General features: G+C 70.5%; 15 protein-coding genes and 1 tRNA gene. 4 read left to right on the top strand and 12 right to left on the bottom strand.

The annotated features are described in order from the left end of the window. Positions 1–59: 59 nt before the first annotated feature. The 11 genes from polA to IRY44_RS16740 all read right to left on the bottom strand — a co-directional run bounded on the left by polA (position 60) and on the right by IRY44_RS16740 (position 12,581). Complete coding sequence (polA, locus tag IRY44_RS16790) at positions 60–2,759, bottom strand: DNA polymerase I (RefSeq protein ID WP_194801289.1); 2,700 nt, start codon at positions 2,757–2,759, stop codon at positions 60–62. Positions 2,760–2,831: 72 nt separating this feature from the next. Then, positions 2,832–3,584: an amino acid ABC transporter ATP-binding protein gene (locus tag IRY44_RS16785; protein ID WP_194801306.1), complete on the bottom strand. Its 753-nt coding sequence runs from the start codon at positions 3,582–3,584 to the stop codon at positions 2,832–2,834. Between the two features lie 53 nt (positions 3,585–3,637). After that, positions 3,638–4,615 carry an amino acid ABC transporter permease gene (locus tag IRY44_RS16780; protein ID WP_013287514.1) on the bottom strand — a complete coding sequence of 326 codons (978 nt, stop codon included), beginning with the start codon at positions 4,613–4,615 and terminating at the stop codon, positions 3,638–3,640. 4 nt (positions 4,616–4,619) lie between these two features. Next, a complete protein-coding gene (locus tag IRY44_RS16775) occupies positions 4,620–5,525 on the bottom strand; it encodes an ABC transporter substrate-binding protein (RefSeq protein WP_194801288.1) in 906 nt (301 codons plus the stop codon). Positions 5,526–5,557: 32 nt separating this feature from the next. Then, a complete protein-coding gene (locus tag IRY44_RS16770; RefSeq protein WP_194801287.1) occupies positions 5,558–6,268 on the bottom strand; it encodes an ABC transporter ATP-binding protein in 711 nt (236 codons plus the stop codon). After that, positions 6,258–7,103: an ABC transporter ATP-binding protein gene (locus IRY44_RS16765; protein ID WP_047893879.1), complete on the bottom strand. Its 846-nt coding sequence runs from the start codon at positions 7,101–7,103 to the stop codon at positions 6,258–6,260. Before IRY44_RS16765 ends, IRY44_RS16770 begins: the two co-directional genes overlap by 11 nt. Further along, positions 7,096–8,235, bottom strand: a complete 1,140-nt coding sequence (locus IRY44_RS16760; RefSeq protein WP_194801286.1) for a branched-chain amino acid ABC transporter permease — start codon at positions 8,233–8,235, stop codon at positions 7,096–7,098. The genes IRY44_RS16765 and IRY44_RS16760 overlap by 8 nt, the downstream gene beginning before the upstream one ends. Further along, positions 8,232–9,182: a branched-chain amino acid ABC transporter permease gene (locus IRY44_RS16755; protein WP_091420555.1), complete on the bottom strand. Its 951-nt coding sequence runs from the start codon at positions 9,180–9,182 to the stop codon at positions 8,232–8,234. The genes IRY44_RS16760 and IRY44_RS16755 overlap by 4 nt, the downstream gene beginning before the upstream one ends. A gap of 105 nt (positions 9,183–9,287) precedes the next feature. Continuing rightward, on the bottom strand, positions 9,288–10,448 hold the full coding sequence (locus tag IRY44_RS16750; RefSeq protein WP_104114971.1) for a branched-chain amino acid ABC transporter substrate-binding protein: 1,161 nt from the start codon (positions 10,446–10,448) through the stop codon (positions 9,288–9,290). Positions 10,449–10,705: 257 nt separating this feature from the next. Continuing rightward, positions 10,706–11,923: a hypothetical protein gene (locus tag IRY44_RS16745; RefSeq protein WP_194801285.1), complete on the bottom strand. Its 1,218-nt coding sequence runs from the start codon at positions 11,921–11,923 to the stop codon at positions 10,706–10,708. Positions 11,924–11,960: 37 nt separating this feature from the next. Then, a complete protein-coding gene (locus IRY44_RS16740) occupies positions 11,961–12,581 on the bottom strand; it encodes an ANTAR domain-containing response regulator (protein ID WP_194801284.1) in 621 nt (206 codons plus the stop codon). Between the two features lie 94 nt (positions 12,582–12,675). Here IRY44_RS16740 and IRY44_RS16735 point away from each other — a divergent pair. Both IRY44_RS16735 and IRY44_RS16730 read left to right on the top strand, forming a co-directional pair. Then, a tRNA-Leu gene (locus tag IRY44_RS16735) sits at positions 12,676–12,753 on the top strand. A 31-nt stretch (positions 12,754–12,784) separates the two neighbouring features. Then, positions 12,785–13,534 carry a helix-turn-helix domain-containing protein gene (locus IRY44_RS16730; RefSeq protein ID WP_194801283.1) on the top strand — a complete coding sequence of 250 codons (750 nt, stop codon included), beginning with the start codon at positions 12,785–12,787 and terminating at the stop codon, positions 13,532–13,534. A 36-nt stretch (positions 13,535–13,570) separates the two neighbouring features. Here IRY44_RS16730 and IRY44_RS16725 read toward each other — a convergent pair whose 3' ends face one another. Then, entirely contained in the window at positions 13,571–14,746 is a 1,176-nt protein-coding gene (locus tag IRY44_RS16725) for a PLP-dependent aspartate aminotransferase family protein (protein WP_194801282.1), read from the bottom strand. Positions 14,747–14,829: 83 nt separating this feature from the next. Here IRY44_RS16725 and IRY44_RS16720 point away from each other — a divergent pair, with 83 nt between their 5' ends. Continuing rightward, the gene (locus IRY44_RS16720; RefSeq protein ID WP_013475837.1) at positions 14,830–15,309 is read left to right on the top strand and encodes an Lrp/AsnC family transcriptional regulator; all 480 of its coding nucleotides are present in this window, start codon (positions 14,830–14,832) and stop codon (positions 15,307–15,309) included. A gap of 61 nt (positions 15,310–15,370) precedes the next feature. After that, entirely contained in the window at positions 15,371–16,366 is a 996-nt protein-coding gene (locus IRY44_RS16715; protein WP_194801281.1) for an LLM class flavin-dependent oxidoreductase, read from the top strand. Positions 16,367–16,379: the final 13 nt, after the last annotated feature.

Genomic DNA, 16,379 nt, shown 5'->3' with positions numbered 1-16,379 from the left:
GGCTCGGGCGTGACACAAACTCCTTGATCACCACCGGGAGGAAGGGCAGGGTGGGGAAGTCAGTGGTCGGCGCTGTTCCAGTCGCGGCCCTCGCCCACCGAGACCTCCAGCGGCACCGACAGCGGGTACGCCTCGCCCATCTGCTTGCGTACCAGCGCCTCCAGCGCCTCCCGCTCGCCCGGCGCGACCTCGAAGACCAGCTCGTCGTGCACCTGCAGCAGCATCCGGGACCGCAGCCCGGCGTCGCGCAGCGCGCTGTCGACGTGCAGCATCGCGACCTTGATGATGTCGGCCGCCGAACCCTGGATCGGGGCGTTCAGTGCCATCCGCTCGGCCATCTCCCGGCGCTGCCGGTTGTCGCTGACCAGGTCGGGCAGGTAGCGGCGGCGACCCAGGATGGTGGAGGTGTAGCCGTCCTGGCGGGCCCGGGCCACCACCTCCTGGAGGTAGTCGCGGACGCCGCCGAACCCGGCGAAGTAGTTCTCCATCAGCCCGCGCGCCTCCTCGGCGCTGATGCCGAGCTGCTGGGACAGGCCGAACGCGCTGAGCCCGTACGCCAGGCCGTAGTTCATCGCCTTGATCTTGCGGCGCTGGTCGGCGGTCACGTCGCCGACCTCGACGGTGAAGACCGAGGACGCGGTGGCGGCGTGGAAGTCGTGCCCGGAGTTGAACGCCTCGATCAGCGCGTCGTCCGAGGACAGGTGCGCCATGATCCGCATCTCGATCTGGCTGTAGTCGGCGGTGAGCAGGCACTCGTAGCCCTCGCCGACGACGAACGCGCGGCGGATCCGCCGCCCCTCCTCGGTGCGGATCGGGATGTTCTGCAGGTTCGGCTCGGTGGAGGACAGCCGCCCGGTCGCCGCCACCGTCTGGTTGAACGTGGTGTGGATCCGGCCGTCGTCGGAGACCGACTTGAGCAGCCCGTCGACAGTCGACTTGAGCTTCGCCACGTCGCGGTGGCGCAGCAGGTGGTGCAGCAGCGGGTGCTCGGTCTGCGCGAACAGCCACTGCAGCGCGTCGGCGTCTGTGGTGTAGCCGGTCTTGATCCGCTTGGTCTTGGGCAGACCCAGCTCGGTGAAGAGGATCTCCTGCAGCTGCTTCGGCGACCCGAGGTTGAACTCGCGGCCCACCACCTCGTACGCGCCCTGGGCGGCGGCCTTCACCTCGGCGGCGAAGTGCGCCTCCAGCTCGGAGAGGTAGTCGGTGTCGGCGGCGATGCCGGTGCGCTCCATGCTGGCGAGCACGCGCATCAGCGGCAGCTCCACGCCGGCCATGAGCCGGGCCGACTGCTCGCCGTCGCGGGACAGCTCGGCGTCGATCGCGTCGGCCAGATCGAGCGTGGCGCGGGCCTGGAGCATGAGATTCTGCTCGGCCACGCCCTCATCGCCGAGCCCGTCCAGGGTGAGCTGACCGGTCTCCGGCGCGTCGACGCGCAGCTCGCGGTGCAGGTAGCGCAGCGCCAGGTCGGTCAGGTCGTACGAACGCTGGTCGGGGCGGGCCAGGTAGGCGGCGATCTGGGTGTCGCGGGCGATGCCGTGCAGCTCCCAGCCGTGCGCGGCGAACGCCAGCACCACCGGCTTGCTGTCGTGCAGCACCTTCGGGCGCTCCGCGTCGGCCAGCCACCCGGCCAGCGCGGCCTCGTCGCCGGCCTCCAGCCGGCTCGAGTCGAACCAGGCGCCCGCCCCGGCGGCGGTGGCCAGCGCCATCGCGGTAACCGTGGCGGTGTGCCGGCGGTTGGGGCCGGTGTCGAGCGTCACCGCCAGGCCGACCGGTGCGCCCGCCGGGGCGTGCGTGTCGAGCCAGCCCGCGAGCGCGCCCGGCTCGGTGAGCACCTCGCCGGCCAGATCGAAGCCCGCCTCGGCCTCCGGCTCGACGGCTTCCAGGTATTGGTAGAGCCGGTCACGCAGGATGCGGAACTGGAGCGTGTCGAAGACCTGGTGCACCGCTTCGCGGTCCCAGCCCTGCCAGCGGGCGTCCTCGGGGCGGACCGGCAGCTCCAGGTCGGAGACCAGGCAGTTGATCTCGTAGTTGCGGATCACGTCGGCGAGCCGCTCGCGCAGGCTGTCGCCGGCCTTGCCCTTGATCTCGTCGGCCCGGGCCACCACGCCCTCGACGCCGCCGTACAGATTGATCCACTTGGCCGCGGTCTTCGGGCCGACGCCGGGCACGCCGGGCAGGTTGTCGCTGGTCTCGCCGACCAGCGCGGCCAGGTCGCGGTAGCGATCAGGGGTGACGCCGTACTTCGCCTCGACCGCGGCCGGGTCCATCCGGGCCAGGTCGGAGACGCCCTTGCGCGGGTAGAGCACCGTCACCCGCTCGCCGACGAGCTGGAACGCGTCCCGGTCGCCGGTGGTGATCAGCACGTCCATGCCCTGGTCGCGGGCCTGGCAGGCGAGCGTGGCGATGACGTCGTCGGCCTCGTAGCCCTCCTTCTCGACCACCGGCACGCGCAGCGCGGCGAGGACCTCCTTGACCAGGCTGACCTGGCCCTTGAAGTCGGTGGGGGTCTCGCTGCGGCCGGCTTTGTACTCGGAGTACTTCTCCGTGCGGAAGGAGCGGCGGGAGACGTCGAACGCCACGACGATGTGGGTCGGCTGCTCGTCGCGCAGCACGTTGATCAGCATCGAGGTGAAGCCGTAGACGGCGTTGGTCGGCTGCCCCGTGGTGGTGGAGAAGTTCTCCACAGGCAGGGCGAAGAACGCCCGGTATGCCAGGGAATGTCCGTCGACGAGGAGCAGGCGCGGCGTCGTAGCTGTCACGGCTGCGACTCTAGTCCGTACGCCCGACAACTCCGGCCTCCGGTGCGGCGCGCGCCGCACCGGAGGCCGAGGTCAGAGAACCTTGGCCAGGAACGCCTTGGTCCGCTCGTGCTGGGGCGCCGAGATCACCTCGCGCGGGTCGCCCTGCTCGACCACGACGCCGCCGTCCATGAACACGAGGTGGTCGCCCACCTCCCGGGCGAAGCCGATCTCGTGGGTCACCACGATCATCGTCATGCCGTCGCGGGCCAGGTCCTTCATCGTGTCCAGCACCTCGCCCACCAGCTCCGGGTCGAGCGCGCTGGTCGGCTCGTCGAACAGCATCAGCTTCGGCCGCATGGCCAGCGCCCGGGCGATCGCCACCCGCTGCTGCTGGCCGCCGGAGAGCTGACCGGGGTACGCGCCGAGCTTGTCGCCCAGTCCCACCCGGTCCAGCAGCTGCGCGGCGTGCTCCCGGGCCTCCGTCTTCTTGGCCTGGCGCAGCAGCACCGGGGCCTCCATGACGTTCTGCAGCACCGTCATGTGCGGGAACAGGTTGAACCGCTGGAACACCATGCCGATGGCGCGGCGCTGCGCGGCGACCTCCTTGTCCCGCATCTCGTACAGCTTGCCGCCGCGCTCCCGGTAGCCGATCAGGTCACCGTCCACCCAGATCCGGCCGGCGTCGATCTTCTCCAGGTGGTTGATGCAGCGCAGGAACGTCGACTTGCCGGAGCCGGAGGGTCCGAGCAGGCAGCACACCTCGCCGGAGCGGACCTCCAGGTCGATGCCCTTGAGCACCTCCAGCGGCCCGAACGACTTGTGCACCTGCTCGGCCCGGACCATCAGCCCGGACTCGGCGGCCGGCGCGGTGGCCTGCGCGGGCACGATCAGCTCGGTCACTTCACCACCCCCGCGCCGCCGCCGGCCTCGGCAGTCATCCCGCGCAGCTTCAGCCGGGCCCGTCCGGTCACGCCGTAGCCCTTGCCGAAGTGGCGTTCCAGGTAGTACTGCCCGACGAGCAGGATGCTGGTCAGGAACAGGTACCACAGGCAGGCCGCGACGTACATCGGGAAGATCTGGAACGTCCGTTTACCGACCGCGTCGAGCTGGAAGAACAGCTCCACGCTCACCGGCACGTAGAGCAACAGGGACGTGTCCTTGAGCATGGCGATGGTCTCGTTGCCGGTCGGCGGGATGATCACCCGCATCGCCTGCGGCAGCACCACCCGGCGCAGCAACTGGGCGCGGCTCAGGCCGAGTGCCTGGGCGGCCTCGGTCTGGCCGGGATCGACCGACTGGATGCCGGCCCGGACGATCTCCGCCATGTACGCGGCCTCGGAGAGCGCGAGGCCGAGCAGACCGGCCATGAACCCGGTGAGGATATCGCGGGAGGAGAACCCGAACAGCCGTAGCTGCAGGTTGTCGATGCCGAACAGCTGGCCGATCTGGGTGTCGAACGGCACCCCGAACTCGACCCGGCTCCACAGGATGCCGATGTTGCCGAAGACGGCCAGCAGCACCAGCCGGGGCACGGCCCGGAAGAACCAGGTGTAGAGCCAGGCCACGCCGCGCAGGATCGGGTTGTCCGACAGCCGCATCACCGCGATCACCACGCCGAGCGTGACGCCGATCAGCATCGCGCTGACCGTCATCAGCACGGTGCCGCGCAGCAGGCCCTCGATGATCGGCGGCCGGAACATCTTGTCGACCATGAAGGACCAGTTGAAGGCCTCATTGGTCACCAGCAGGTGGACGAACATCGCGGCCAGGACGGAGAGCACCGCCACCGCGACCCATCGTCCGGGGTGCCGCACGGGCACGGCCTTGATCGGTTCCGGCCGTGCCCGTGCGGTTGTCGCTTCCTCGGTGGTCATGTCGTCACGGGTTGATCGCGGGGTCCGTGATCGCGCCGTCTCCCACCTTCCACTTGTCCAGCACCTGCTTGTAGGAGCCGTCGGCGATCACGGCCTTGGTGGCGTCACGCACCGCCTCGGCCAGCTGCGTCTGCTCCTTGGCCAGCACGTAGCCGTACGGCGCCGCCTCGTACTGCTTGTCCAGCAGCTCCAGGGCGTCGTTGGACTGCGTCACCGCGTACACGCCGACCGGGTAGTCGGCCAGCATCGCGTCGTCCTTGCCGGACACGACGGCGGCGGTGGCGGCGTCCTGGCCCGGGAACTGGTCGACGGTGATCGCCGGCTTGCCGGCGTCGGTGCACGCCTTGGAGCGCTTCTGGATGTCCTCGACCTGGACCGTGTCCTTCTGCACCGCGATCTTCTTGCCGCAGGCGTTGTCCAGCGCGACCCCGGCCGGGTTGCCCTTCTTGGTCACCCACTGCGTGCCGACCTGGAAGTAGCTGACCATGTTCGCCTGGGCCTTGCGATCGTCGTTGATGGTGAACGACGAGACGCCCGCCTCGTACTTGCCCGAGTTGACGCCGTTGATGATGTCGCCGAAGGGCGCCGAGACGAATTCCGCCTTGAGGCCCAGCTTGGCCGCCACCGCGGTGAACAGTTCGACGTCGAAGCCGATCACGGTCTTACCGTCGGTGTCCAGGAACTCCGCCGGGGCGTAGGTGGAGTCGGTGCCCACCACGATCTTGCCGTCCGACTTGATCGCATCCGGGACCTTCGCGGCCAGCGCGGCGTCGACAGACGACGAGACGCTGGGGCCGCCACCGGGCTGCTCGGTGCTCTCCTCCTCGCCGCACGCGGCGAGGGAGAGCAGCAGGACGGCCGCACCGGCGACGCCGAGCGCCGCCCGCCGTCCGGGGTTGGGGTGGAACATGGCTGTACTCCTTATTGCGAGGGGTCGGCCGGTCAGGCCACGCCGAGGTAGGCCTCTTTGACCGAGGGGTCGTGCAGCAGGTCCGCGCCGGTGCCGCTCTTGACGATCCGGCCGGTCTCCAGCACGTACGCCCGGTGGGCGCGCGCCAGCGCCTGCTGGGCGTTCTGCTCCACCAGCAGGATCGTGGTGCCCTGCTGGTTGATCTCCGTGATGATCGTGAAGATCTGCTGGATCAGCATCGGCGCGAGACCCATCGACGGCTCGTCGAGCAGCAGCAGCTTCGGCCGGCTCATCAGCGCCCGGCCGACCGCGAGCATCTGCTGCTCGCCGCCGGAGAGCGTGCCGCCGGCCTGCTTGCGCCGCTCGGCCAGCCGCGGGAACAGGTCCAGCACCCGGGCCAGGTCCTGCGCGATGCCGGCCTTGTCGCGCCGGGTGTACGCGCCCATGTCGAGGTTCTCCAGCACCGACATGCCGGGGAAGATGCCCCGGCCCTCGGGCGCCTGGCACAGGCCGCGCCGCACCCGCAGGTCGGCCCGGAGCTTGGTGATGTCCTCACCGGCGAACCTGATCGTGCCGGAGGCGACCGGCCGGATGCCGGAGATCGCCCGCATGGTGGTGGACTTGCCGGCGCCGTTCGCGCCGATCAGCGCGACGATCTCCCCCTCGTCCACGGTCAGGCTGATGCCGTGCAGCGCCTGGATCCGCCCGTAGAGCAGGCTCACGTCCTCGATCTCAAGCAGCATCGTCCGGCACCCCCAGGTACGCCGCGACCACCTTCGGGTTGTCCCGCACCTCGGCGGGCAGCCCTTCGGCGATCTTCTTTCCGAACTCCAGGACCACGATCCGGTCGGTCACGCCCATCACCAGGCGCATGTCGTGCTCGATCAGCAGCACCGTCACGCCCTGATCCCGGATCTGCCGGATGAGCTGGAGCAGCTCCTCCTTCTCCGCCGGGTTGAAGCCGGCGGCCGGCTCGTCCAGGCAGAGCAGCTTCGGGTCGGTGGCCAGCGCGCGGGCGATCTCCAACCGCCGCTGCTCGCCGTAGGACAGGTTGCGGGCGAACTCGTGCATCCGGTTGCTGATGCCGACGAACTCCAGCAGGCGCTCGGCCTTCTCCCGGCCCTCGCGCTCCTCCTTCCAGTGCCGCGGCAGGCGCAACAGGGCGGAGATCACGCTGGTCTTGTGGTGCGCGTCCGCGCCGACCTGGACGTTCTCCAGCGCGGTCATCTCCGGGAAGAGACGGATGTTCTGGAAGGTACGGGCCATGCCCATCCGGGTGATCTGGTGGCGCTTCTTGCCACTGATCTTCTGGCCCAGGAACCGGATCTGCCCCTCGGTGGGCTGGTAGATGCCGGTCATCGCGTTGAAGCAGGTGGTCTTGCCGGCGCCGTTCGGGCCGATCAGGCCGAGGATCTCACCCTTGTAGAGGGTGAAGTCCACGTCGTTGAGGGCCACCACACCGCCGAAGCGCAGCGTGACGTGGTCGACCTCCAGCAACGGCTCCCGCTTGTCGACCGTCTCGACGGCGGGGGCCGCCGCCTGGGCCGGAACGGCCGGGGTCTGCTCGGTGTCACTCACCGACGATCACCTCCTTGCGGCGGTCCTTGAACTCCGCCGCTCGTCGCCGGTTCGGGATCAGGCCCTGCGGGCGGAAGATCATCATCACCACGAGCACCAGACCGAAGAAGAGGAACCGGTACTCGTACAGCTCCACGCCGAACAGCTCGATGCCACGGAACCGCTCGATCATGTACGCCACCAGGCCACCGCCGACGATCGCGCCGACGATGTTGCCCGAGCCGCCGAAGATGACGGCGGCCAGGATGATGATCGAGTTGAGCAGCTCGAAGTTCTGCGAGTTGACGAAGTTCTGCTTGCCGGCGAACAGCGCACCGGCCAGGCCGGCGATGGCCGCGCCGGAGGCGAACGCCCACAGCTTGAACTTGAACGTCGGCACACCCATCAGCTGGGCGGCGTCCTCGTCCTCGCGGATCGAGATCCAGGCCCGGCCGACCCGGCTGTGGGTCAGGTTCCGCACCCCGATCACCACCAGGATGATCAGCGTGAGCACCAGCCAGTAGTACGGGCGGGCGTCGAGCACGCCGAACCACGGCCGGCCGTCGGCGTACTCGCCGGGCGGGTGCGGGATCTGGTTGAAGCCGCGCTGTCCCTTGAGGAACTCGGAGCTGACCGCCGCGATCCGGATCATCTCGGCGAAGCCGAGCGTCACCAGCGCCAGGTAGTCGCCGCGCAGGCGCAGCGTCGGCGTGCCGAGCATGACGCCGGAGACCATGGTCAGGCCGATCGCGATCGGCACCACCGCCAGCCACGGCCACAGCGTCTTGAGGTCGCTGCTCGGCGAGGTCAGCACCGCCACCGTGTACGCGCCGACGGCGAAGAAGCCGAAGTAGCCCAGGTCGAGCAGGCCGGCGAAGCCGACCACGATGTTGAGCCCGACCGCCAGCAGCACGTAGATCGAGACCGTGAACATCACCTGGGTGAAGTTCGCTCCCGGGGTCGGGATCGGCCCGAGGTACTGGTAGAACTCCTTGTTCGGCAGCGCGTAGAAGAACGCGATGACCGCGACCAGCAGCACCCAGCGCACCCAGCGCGGCGCGTGGTGCCAGCGCTCCGAGATCGCGTGCCGGCCCTGCCGCAGCTTGTCCGCCGCCGTCTCCCGCCGCTCCGGCGGGTCGATGGTGGTCGTCATGCGCGTGCCCTCCCCAGTGATTCGCCGAGCAGACCGGTCGGCCGGAACATCAGCAGCACGACCAGCACCGCGAACGCGGCGAAGTCCTTCCACTGACTGCCGAACAGGCCCGCGGCGTAGTTCTCCACGACGCCGAGCAGCAACCCGCCGACGAGCGCGCCGCGCAGGTTGCCGATACCGCCGAGCACCGCCGCGGTGAACGCCTTGAGGCCCAGCAGGAAGCCGACGCTGTAGGTGAGCGTCTGGATCCGCACGTCGTACAGCAGGCCCGCGACGCCGGCCATGGTGCCACCGGCGATGAAGACCATCAGGATGATGCGGTCCTTGTTGACGCCCATCAGGGCCGCCGTGTTGGCGTCCTGGGCCACCGCCCGGATGCCGCGGCCGGTACGGCTGCGGTTGATGAACTGGTCCAGCGCGAACATCATCACCAGCGCGGAACCGATGGTGAGCAGCTGCACCGCGTCGATCGGCACCCCGGCGATGTGGAACAGCGGCTCCGAGCTGACCAGGATCGGTGCGCCCTCCGGCCGCCGCCGGGTGTAGACGCCGAACGCCTCCGAGATGGCGATCGAGGCACCGATGGCGGTGATGAGGAACGCCAGCGGCGGCGCGTTGCGCTTGCGCAGCGGCCGGTACGCCACCCGTTCGATCACCGTCGCGGTGCCCGCCGAGGCGATGGCCGCCACGATCATCGCCACCAGCAGGTAGAACAGGATCGAGCCGATGCCGCTGACCTGGGAGTTCTGGTCGAGTCCGAAGCCGTTCCAGGTCCAGATCGCGGCGAACGCGCCGGCGATGAAGACCTCGGAGTGGGCGAAGTTGATGAGCCTGAGCACGCCGTACACAAGCGTGTAGCCGAGCGCGACCAGGGCGTAGATGGCGCCCTGCGTCAAGCCGGTCGTGGTGAGTTCCCCGAAGTTGGAGAACAATCCGTCGAAGTCCAAGGGAGGGACGCTCCGTCGCTCAAGAGAAAAAGAGGGTGCGGCCGGGAGCCAGCTCCCGGCCGCACCCGCGATCACTACTCAATCGCCAGTCCAGCGATCGAACGATCAGGACTTGGGGATCTCCTGGTCCGGGACGACCTTGCCGCCCTGCACCTTGAACGCCCAGACCTTGACCTGCGCCGGGTCGAGCTCGCCGCCCTCGACGAACTTGTAGCTGGCGGCAACGCCCTCGCCGCTGTAGCCCTTCACGAACTCCAGCAGGTCGGCACGGCTGCTCTTGCCGGCCTTGATGCCCGCCAGCAGGATGTTCGCCGCGTCGTAGGCGGTGTCGCTGTAGGTGCCCGGGTCGGTGCCGTTGAGCGCCTTGAAGTCGGCGGCGAAGGTGCCGCGGGCCTCGGTGGACGGAGCGCAGGGGCAGGTGAGGATGGTGCCCTCGGCGGCGGCGGCACCGGCGGAGGTGATGTACGCGCCGTCGTTCACGCCGTCACCGGCGACCAGCGGAGCGGTGACCCCGGCAGCGGTGAGCTGCTTACGGATCAGGCCGGCCTCCTGGTAGTAGCCGCCGTAGAAGACCGCCTTCACGTTGGCGGCCTTGACCTTGGTGACCACACCCGAGAACTCGGTCTGCTTGCCCTCGCCCTGGACCTTGTCGCTGCCCACGACCGAGGCGCCGAGGACCTTCTTGACCTCGTCGGCCAGGCCGGCGCCGTACGCGGACTGGTCGTCGATGACGTAGACCCGGTCGGCCTTCATCACGTTCTTGATGTAGTTACCGGCGGCGGGGCCCTGGCTCAGGTCGTTGCCGACCGCGCGGAAGAAGGTCTTCCAACCCTGCTCGGCGAGGCTGGGACGGGTCGCGGAGGGGGTGATGGTGACCAGACCGGCCTCGTTGAACAGCGGGCCGGCGGCCTCGGACTCGCCCGAGTAGGCCGGACCCACGACACCCAGGATCTTGGTGTCGTCGATCGCCTTCTGGGCCAGACCCGGCGCCTGGTCCGGGCTGCCCTGCGAGTCGAGCTCGGCGAGCTCGACCTTGCAGTCCGGGTTCTCCTTGTTGTACTTGTCGACGGCCAGCTTGACGCCGTTCTTCTCGTTGATGCCCAGCGCGGCCGAGCTACCGGTCAGCGCGCCGAAGAAAGCGATCTTGCTCCCGCAGGCGCTGCCCCCGGAACCCTCATCGTCGCTGCCGCTGGAACAAGCGGTGCCACCGGCGACGAGCGCCAGCATGGCGACCCCGCCGATCACGCGTGCGAGCTTCTGCCTCAAGGCCCGAACCCTCCTCCGTCCATGATCCGAACCACCCGCCGCTGATTGGCCCTTGCGGGGTGGACGAACCAAGACCGTCGTCGCCGGTCTGGGGCGGGACGTTATCCCACCGTGAGCGGTGGCGTAAGACCTGGAAAGCGGGGTTGACCGAACCGTTACACGCCGTGGCGGATTCAAGCCCATCGGCGTAAGAACCGAAGGCGGGCAAAGGCTTTCGCCGACTATTCCTCGGTAATGAGCCATGCCCTCCCCACCCGCTACCGATCGACGGTCGGCAACGCCCCCCACCAGGCAAGGGACGTCTTCCCGTCATCGGCGACCACGAGCAGCCGGTCGTCGCGGACCGCCACCGCCAGCGCCGCGTCGCCCCCGTCCGGCACCTGCACCGGCGTGATCACCGGAAGCCACGACGCGCCGCCGTCACGCGACATCCAGAGCCGTCGCTGACCCCCGTCCCCGGTCACCGCGACGAGCCGCCCACCGGACGCCACGAACGCGTCCACCGACGACACCCCCGGGCCCGCCGAGCCGAACCCGCCTACCCGCCGCCACCCCTGATTCGCACCCGCCGAACCGGCCGACGGCGAGCCGCAGTCGTCGCACCCGCGCCACACCGCGAAGCGGTCACCCACCGGGCCGACCGCCACCGGCCCGCCGTCGGCCGACACCACCCGCTCGGCAGCCCCGGCCGCCCCCGCCGGCACCGGCAGGGCCACCCGCCGCCACACCCGGCCGTCGGCCGAGAACCACGAAAGCGGCGTCCGGGCCGTCCCGCCGGGCGGCAGCAACGACCCCACCACCAGCCAGCCCGACCCCACCGCCGCCACGTCGTACGCCGCCGTCCGGCCCCGGCCGTCGCCGGCCAGCTCCGCGACGCCCTCGCGCAGGACGAACCCCTCGGCGTCCGGCGACGACCACACCGCCGCGCCGTCCGCGCGCGCCCCTGCCACCAGCCAGCCGCCCGGACCCGCCGCCAGCCGCGACGCGCTCACCGCGCGCGGACCGCCGAACAACTCGAACGCCGCCGGCACCTCCCGCAACGGCCCACCCGGACCCCACACCCACGTTCCGGTACGCGGATTGCCGTGCACGCCACCGGTCTTCGCGCCCAGCGCCGCCATCCCGTCGTCGCGGCACGCCACCGCGTAGAGCACGTGCTGGCGGCCGTAGAACGTCTGCGCGCGCACCGGAATCGGCGACCAGGTCACGCCGTCCGATGAGGACCACGCCGCCGGCCGGGTCTCCCCCGCCGGATCGACCAGCCCGCCCACCACGTACCACCGGCCCGCGCACCGCGCGGCGTCGCGCAGCACCGGCCGTCCGGTGGCGCCGGCGGGAAGGGCCAGCTCGACGGGCTGCCACTGCGGGCGTACCGGCGCGGGCTCGGGCAGCTGTCGCGGCGTGGTGTGGCAGGCCGCCAGGAGCAGCGCGGCGGCAGCGGCGACGAGGGCCGGCCGGGCACGCGCGGGAGACATGCATCCGATCCTATCGATCGGACGCCTCCCGGGCAGGTCAGGGCGTGGGCTGCTCCACCTCGCCGCCGGCGGTCTCGGCGAGGATCCGCTCGGCGACCTCCTTCATGGTCATCCGGTGGTCCATCGCGGTGCGCTGGATCCACTTGAACGCCTGCGGCTCGGTCATCCCGTACGTGGTCATCAGCGCGCCCTTGGCGCGCTCGACGGTCTTGCGGATCTCCAGCCGGTCGGTGAGGCCGGCGACCTCCGACTCCAGCGCGGCGATCTCCGAGTAGCGGGACAGCGCGATCTCCACCGCCGGCACCAGGTCGCTCTTCTGGAACGGCTTGACCAGGTACGCCATCGCGCCCGCCGCCCGCGCCCGCTCCACCAGGTCGCGCTGGCTGAACGCGGTCAGGATGATCACCGGGGCGATGCGCGCGCCGGCGATCCGCTCGGCGGCGGCCAGCCCGTCCATGATCGGCATCTTGATGTCGAGGATGACCAGATCCGGCTTGAGCTCCTCGGCGAGCTTGACGGCGGTCTCGCCGTCACCGGCCTCGCCGACCACCTCGTAGCCCTCTTCGACAAGCATCTCGGCCAGGTCCAGCCGGATGAGCGCCTCGTCCTCGGCGATCAGAACGCGCTTGCGCTCGGCGTCCGCCTGCATCTCGCCCACGAGCCACTCCCACCGGTTCGAGCCCGACACCCGCCCTGCCGGGTGTCGCCGCCTTCAGCCTAGCGGGTAGGCTGTCGAGGCCGAATCACGGAACGCCCTCGTAGCCCAACTGGCAGCAGGCAATGGATTCAAACTCCATACAGTGTGGGTTCGAATCCCACCGAGGGCACCAGAATGTCATACAGGCGTTCGAACATGGGGCTGTGCATCCACCCGAATTGCGCGCCCGGGCGCGACGTCTCTACCTCGACGGCGCGACCGTCGCTGAGGTGGCGCGGGCCGTGGGGCTCTCCTATCCGACGGTCCGCCACTGGTGCAAGGATCGGCCGGTGCCGAAGCAGCAGGGCACCGCACTGCGGTGCTTCCGCTGTCGTGACGACATGCAGGTCCCGACAGACCCGGCGGCCTACGCCTATCTCCTCGGCCTCTACCTCGGCGACGGGCACCTCGTGACCAAGGCCCGGGTGCCGGTGCTCCGGATCGCCTGCAGCGACTGCTGGCCGGGCCTGATCGAGGCGTGCGACGACGCCATGCGGGCGGTGCTGGCCGAGAAGGTGCAGCGGGTCCAGAAACCGGGCTGCGTCAGCGTGCAGAGTTACGGGAAGCACTGGCCGTGCCTACTACCGCAGCACGGGCCCGGCAAGAAGCACGAGGGCCCGATCGTTCTGACCGACTGGCAGCGACCCATTGTCGAGGCCCAGGCGGGCGACTTCCTGCGCGGCCTGTTCCACTCCGACGGCTGCCGTTTCGCCAATCAGGTGGTCGTGCGCGGCAAGCGTTACGTCTATCCGCGCTACATGTTCGCCAACGAGTCCGCCGACATCATGGGCCTCTGTCAGCAGGCGCTCGACCGGCTCGGCATCGCCTGGCGAATGAACCGCCGCAACTCCCTGTCGGTGGCCCGCCGGGAGGCGGTCGCCGCCCTCGACCGGCACGTGGGCCCGAAGTCGTGACCCGGCCACGGCGCGCGGGACAGCGGCCGGGCGACGTCAGATCCGCGACAGTGCCCGCGCGAGGTCCGCCCGCAGGTCCTCCGGGTCCTCCAGGCCCACCGAGACGCGCAGCAGCCCGCCGCAGGGCTTCGCGTCGCCCTCGACCGGCCGGTGGGTGAGCGAGGCCGGGTGCTGGATCAGCGTGTCGACGCCGCCGAGCGACACGGCGTGGGTGATCAGCTCGCACGCGCCGGCGACCTCGGCCGCGGCGGGCGCGCCGCCGCGGACCTCGAAGGCGAGCAGGCTGCCGGTGCCGGACATCTGGCGGCCGACCAGCCCGGCCGGGTCGTGCAGCGACGGGTGGTGGACGCGCTCGACGGCGGGGTGCCCGGCGAGCCAGGCGGCGAGCTTCTCCGCGCCGGCCTGCTGGGCGCGGACGCGCAGCGGGAGGGTCTGGATGCCGCGGTGCAGCAGGTACGCGCCGAGCGGGTGCAGGACGGCGCCGGTGACGGCACGGACCTGGCGCAGCCGGGCGGCCCACTCGGGTCCGCAGGCGACGACGCCGGCGAGGACGTCGCCGTGGCCGCCGATGCTCTTGGTGGCGCTGTGCAGCACGAGCGCAGCGCCGTGGCGGGCGGGCTGCTGGAGCACCGGGGTGGCGACGGTGTTGTCGACGAGCAGCGGGACGTCACCGGCGGCGTCGGCGAGCGCGGCGATGTCGACCAGGTCGAGGCTGGGGTTCGCCGGCGTCTCGACCACGACCACTGCGGTGTCGGGGCGGATCGCGGCGGCCACGTCGGCGGTGGTGGCCCAGGTGACCTCGGTGCCGAGCAGGCCGGTGGCGAGGACGTGGTCGGTGCCGCCGTAGAGGGGACGGACGGCGACGACGTGCCGCTTGCCGTCGCGGGTGGCGGCGAGCAGGGTGGCGGTGAGCGCGGCCATGCCGCTGGCGAACGCGACGGCTTCGGCGGTGCCTTCGAGCTGGGCGAGCGCGGTCTCGAACCGGGCCACTGTGGGGTTCCAGAGGCGCTGGTAGACGGCGCTGCCGCCGGCCGGGAGGGTGCCGCCGGTGGCGAGCGTCTCGTAGTCGTCTCCACCGCCGGCGACCGAGGGCAGCGGGTTGGTGGTGGACAGGTCGATCGGCGGGACGTGGACGCCGAGCCCGGCGAGGTCGGCGCGCCCGGCGTGTACGGCTGCGGTGTCCACGGAAGTCATGCCGGAACTGTCGAACATGACGATGGCTAGAGGCAATAGCAGCGAAGAATATTCTGGGAGTCACGCTTTCGTTCGGCGGTGATTCGGTGAAGGATGGTCACATGCCTGCCGCACCGAATGATGTACGGCCGTTCGCCGGCCTGGACGACATCGACCGCGCGATCCTCACCGAGCTGGCCGCGGACGGCCGGCTGCCGAACAACGCGCTGGCCGAGCGGGTGGGGGTGGCGCCGTCGACGTGTCTGACGCGTACCCGGGCGCTGCGGGAGTGCGGTGCGATCCGCGGGTTCCACGCCGAGGTGGACCCGGCGGCGGTGGGTCTGCCGTTGCAGGCGCTGGTGTCGGTGCGGTTGACGGCGCACGAGCGGGCCGCTGTGGACGCGTTCCGGGCCCGGTCGGTGCGGCTGCCAGGGGTGGTGTCGGTGTTCCACGTGGCGGGCGCGGAGGACTACGTGCTGCACGTGCGGGCCGCCTCCGGTGACGCGCTGCGGGACTTCGTCCTCGATCATCTCGCAGTCGATCCGGCGGTGCAGCACACGCAGACCAGCCTGATCTTCGAGCAGGCGCGGGGTATGGGGTAGCGCACCCGGCGGAACAATTCCGGCACGTCGCCTGTTGCACCTCCCTGTGATCGACGTACCCATGTCTGTTCTTGATCTTGCCCCGGTGGCGGCGACCGGCAGTGCCGGTGAGGCGCTGCGGTACACCACGGAGCTGGCCCGCCGCACCGAGGAGCTGGGCTACCGCCGGTTCTGGGTGGCCGAGCACCACAACATGCCCGCGATCGCGAGTTCCGCGCCGGCGGTGCTGCTCGCGCACCTGGCGGCGCACACCAGCACGATCCGGCTCGGTTCGGGCGGGGTGATGCTGCCCAACCACGCGCCGCTGGTGGTGGCCGAGCAGTTCGGCACCCTGGAGGCGCTGCATCCGGGCCGGATCGACCTGGGCATCGGCCGGGCGCCGGGCACCGACCAGGTGACCGCGCTGGCGTTGCGCCGCACGATGGAGGGCCTGTCCGCGGAGCACTTCCCGCGTGAGCTGGCCGACCTGATGAACTACTTCTCCGGTGCCGAGCCGGGCCCGATCACGGCGACGCCGGGCCGCGGCCAGTCGCCGCAGGTGTGGCTGCTCGGGTCCAGCGGCTTCAGCGCGCAGCTGGCCGGTCTGCTCGGGCTGCCGTTCTCGTTCGCGCACCATTTCAGTTCGCAGAACACGATTCCGGCGTTGCAGCTCTACCGGCAGAACTTCCGGCCGTCGCAGTGGCTGGACCGGCCGTACGCGATGGTGGCGGTCAACGCGGTCTGCGCGGAGACCGACGAGCGGGCCGAGTGGCTGGCCGGGCCGGCCGGGCTGTCGTTCCTGAAGCTGCGGTCGGGGCGGCCGGAGCCGCTGGTCACGCCGGAGGAGGCGGCGGCGTACCCGTACTCGGAGTTCGAGCGGGAGTTCGTCGCCCAGCGCCGCGACGGCCAGGCGACCGGCTCACCGGAGACGGTGGCCCGGCAGCTCGGTGAGCTGCTGGAGCGCACCGGCGCGGACGAGCTGATGCTCACCACGATGGTGTACGACGTGGCGGACCGGGTCCGCTCGTTCGAGCTGATCGCCGAGAAGGTGGCGGGCGGGCTGCGCCGGGAGGGCTGAAACACGCTCTTCA

It is taken from the genome of Micromonospora sp. ANENR4 (assembly GCF_015354395.1).
In the GTDB taxonomy this organism is placed as follows: Bacteria; Actinomycetota; Actinomycetes; order Mycobacteriales; family Micromonosporaceae; genus Micromonospora; species Micromonospora aurantiaca.
The sequence above is the reverse complement of the archived record's forward strand: the minus strand, read 5'-3'. Positions and strand labels throughout refer to the sequence as shown.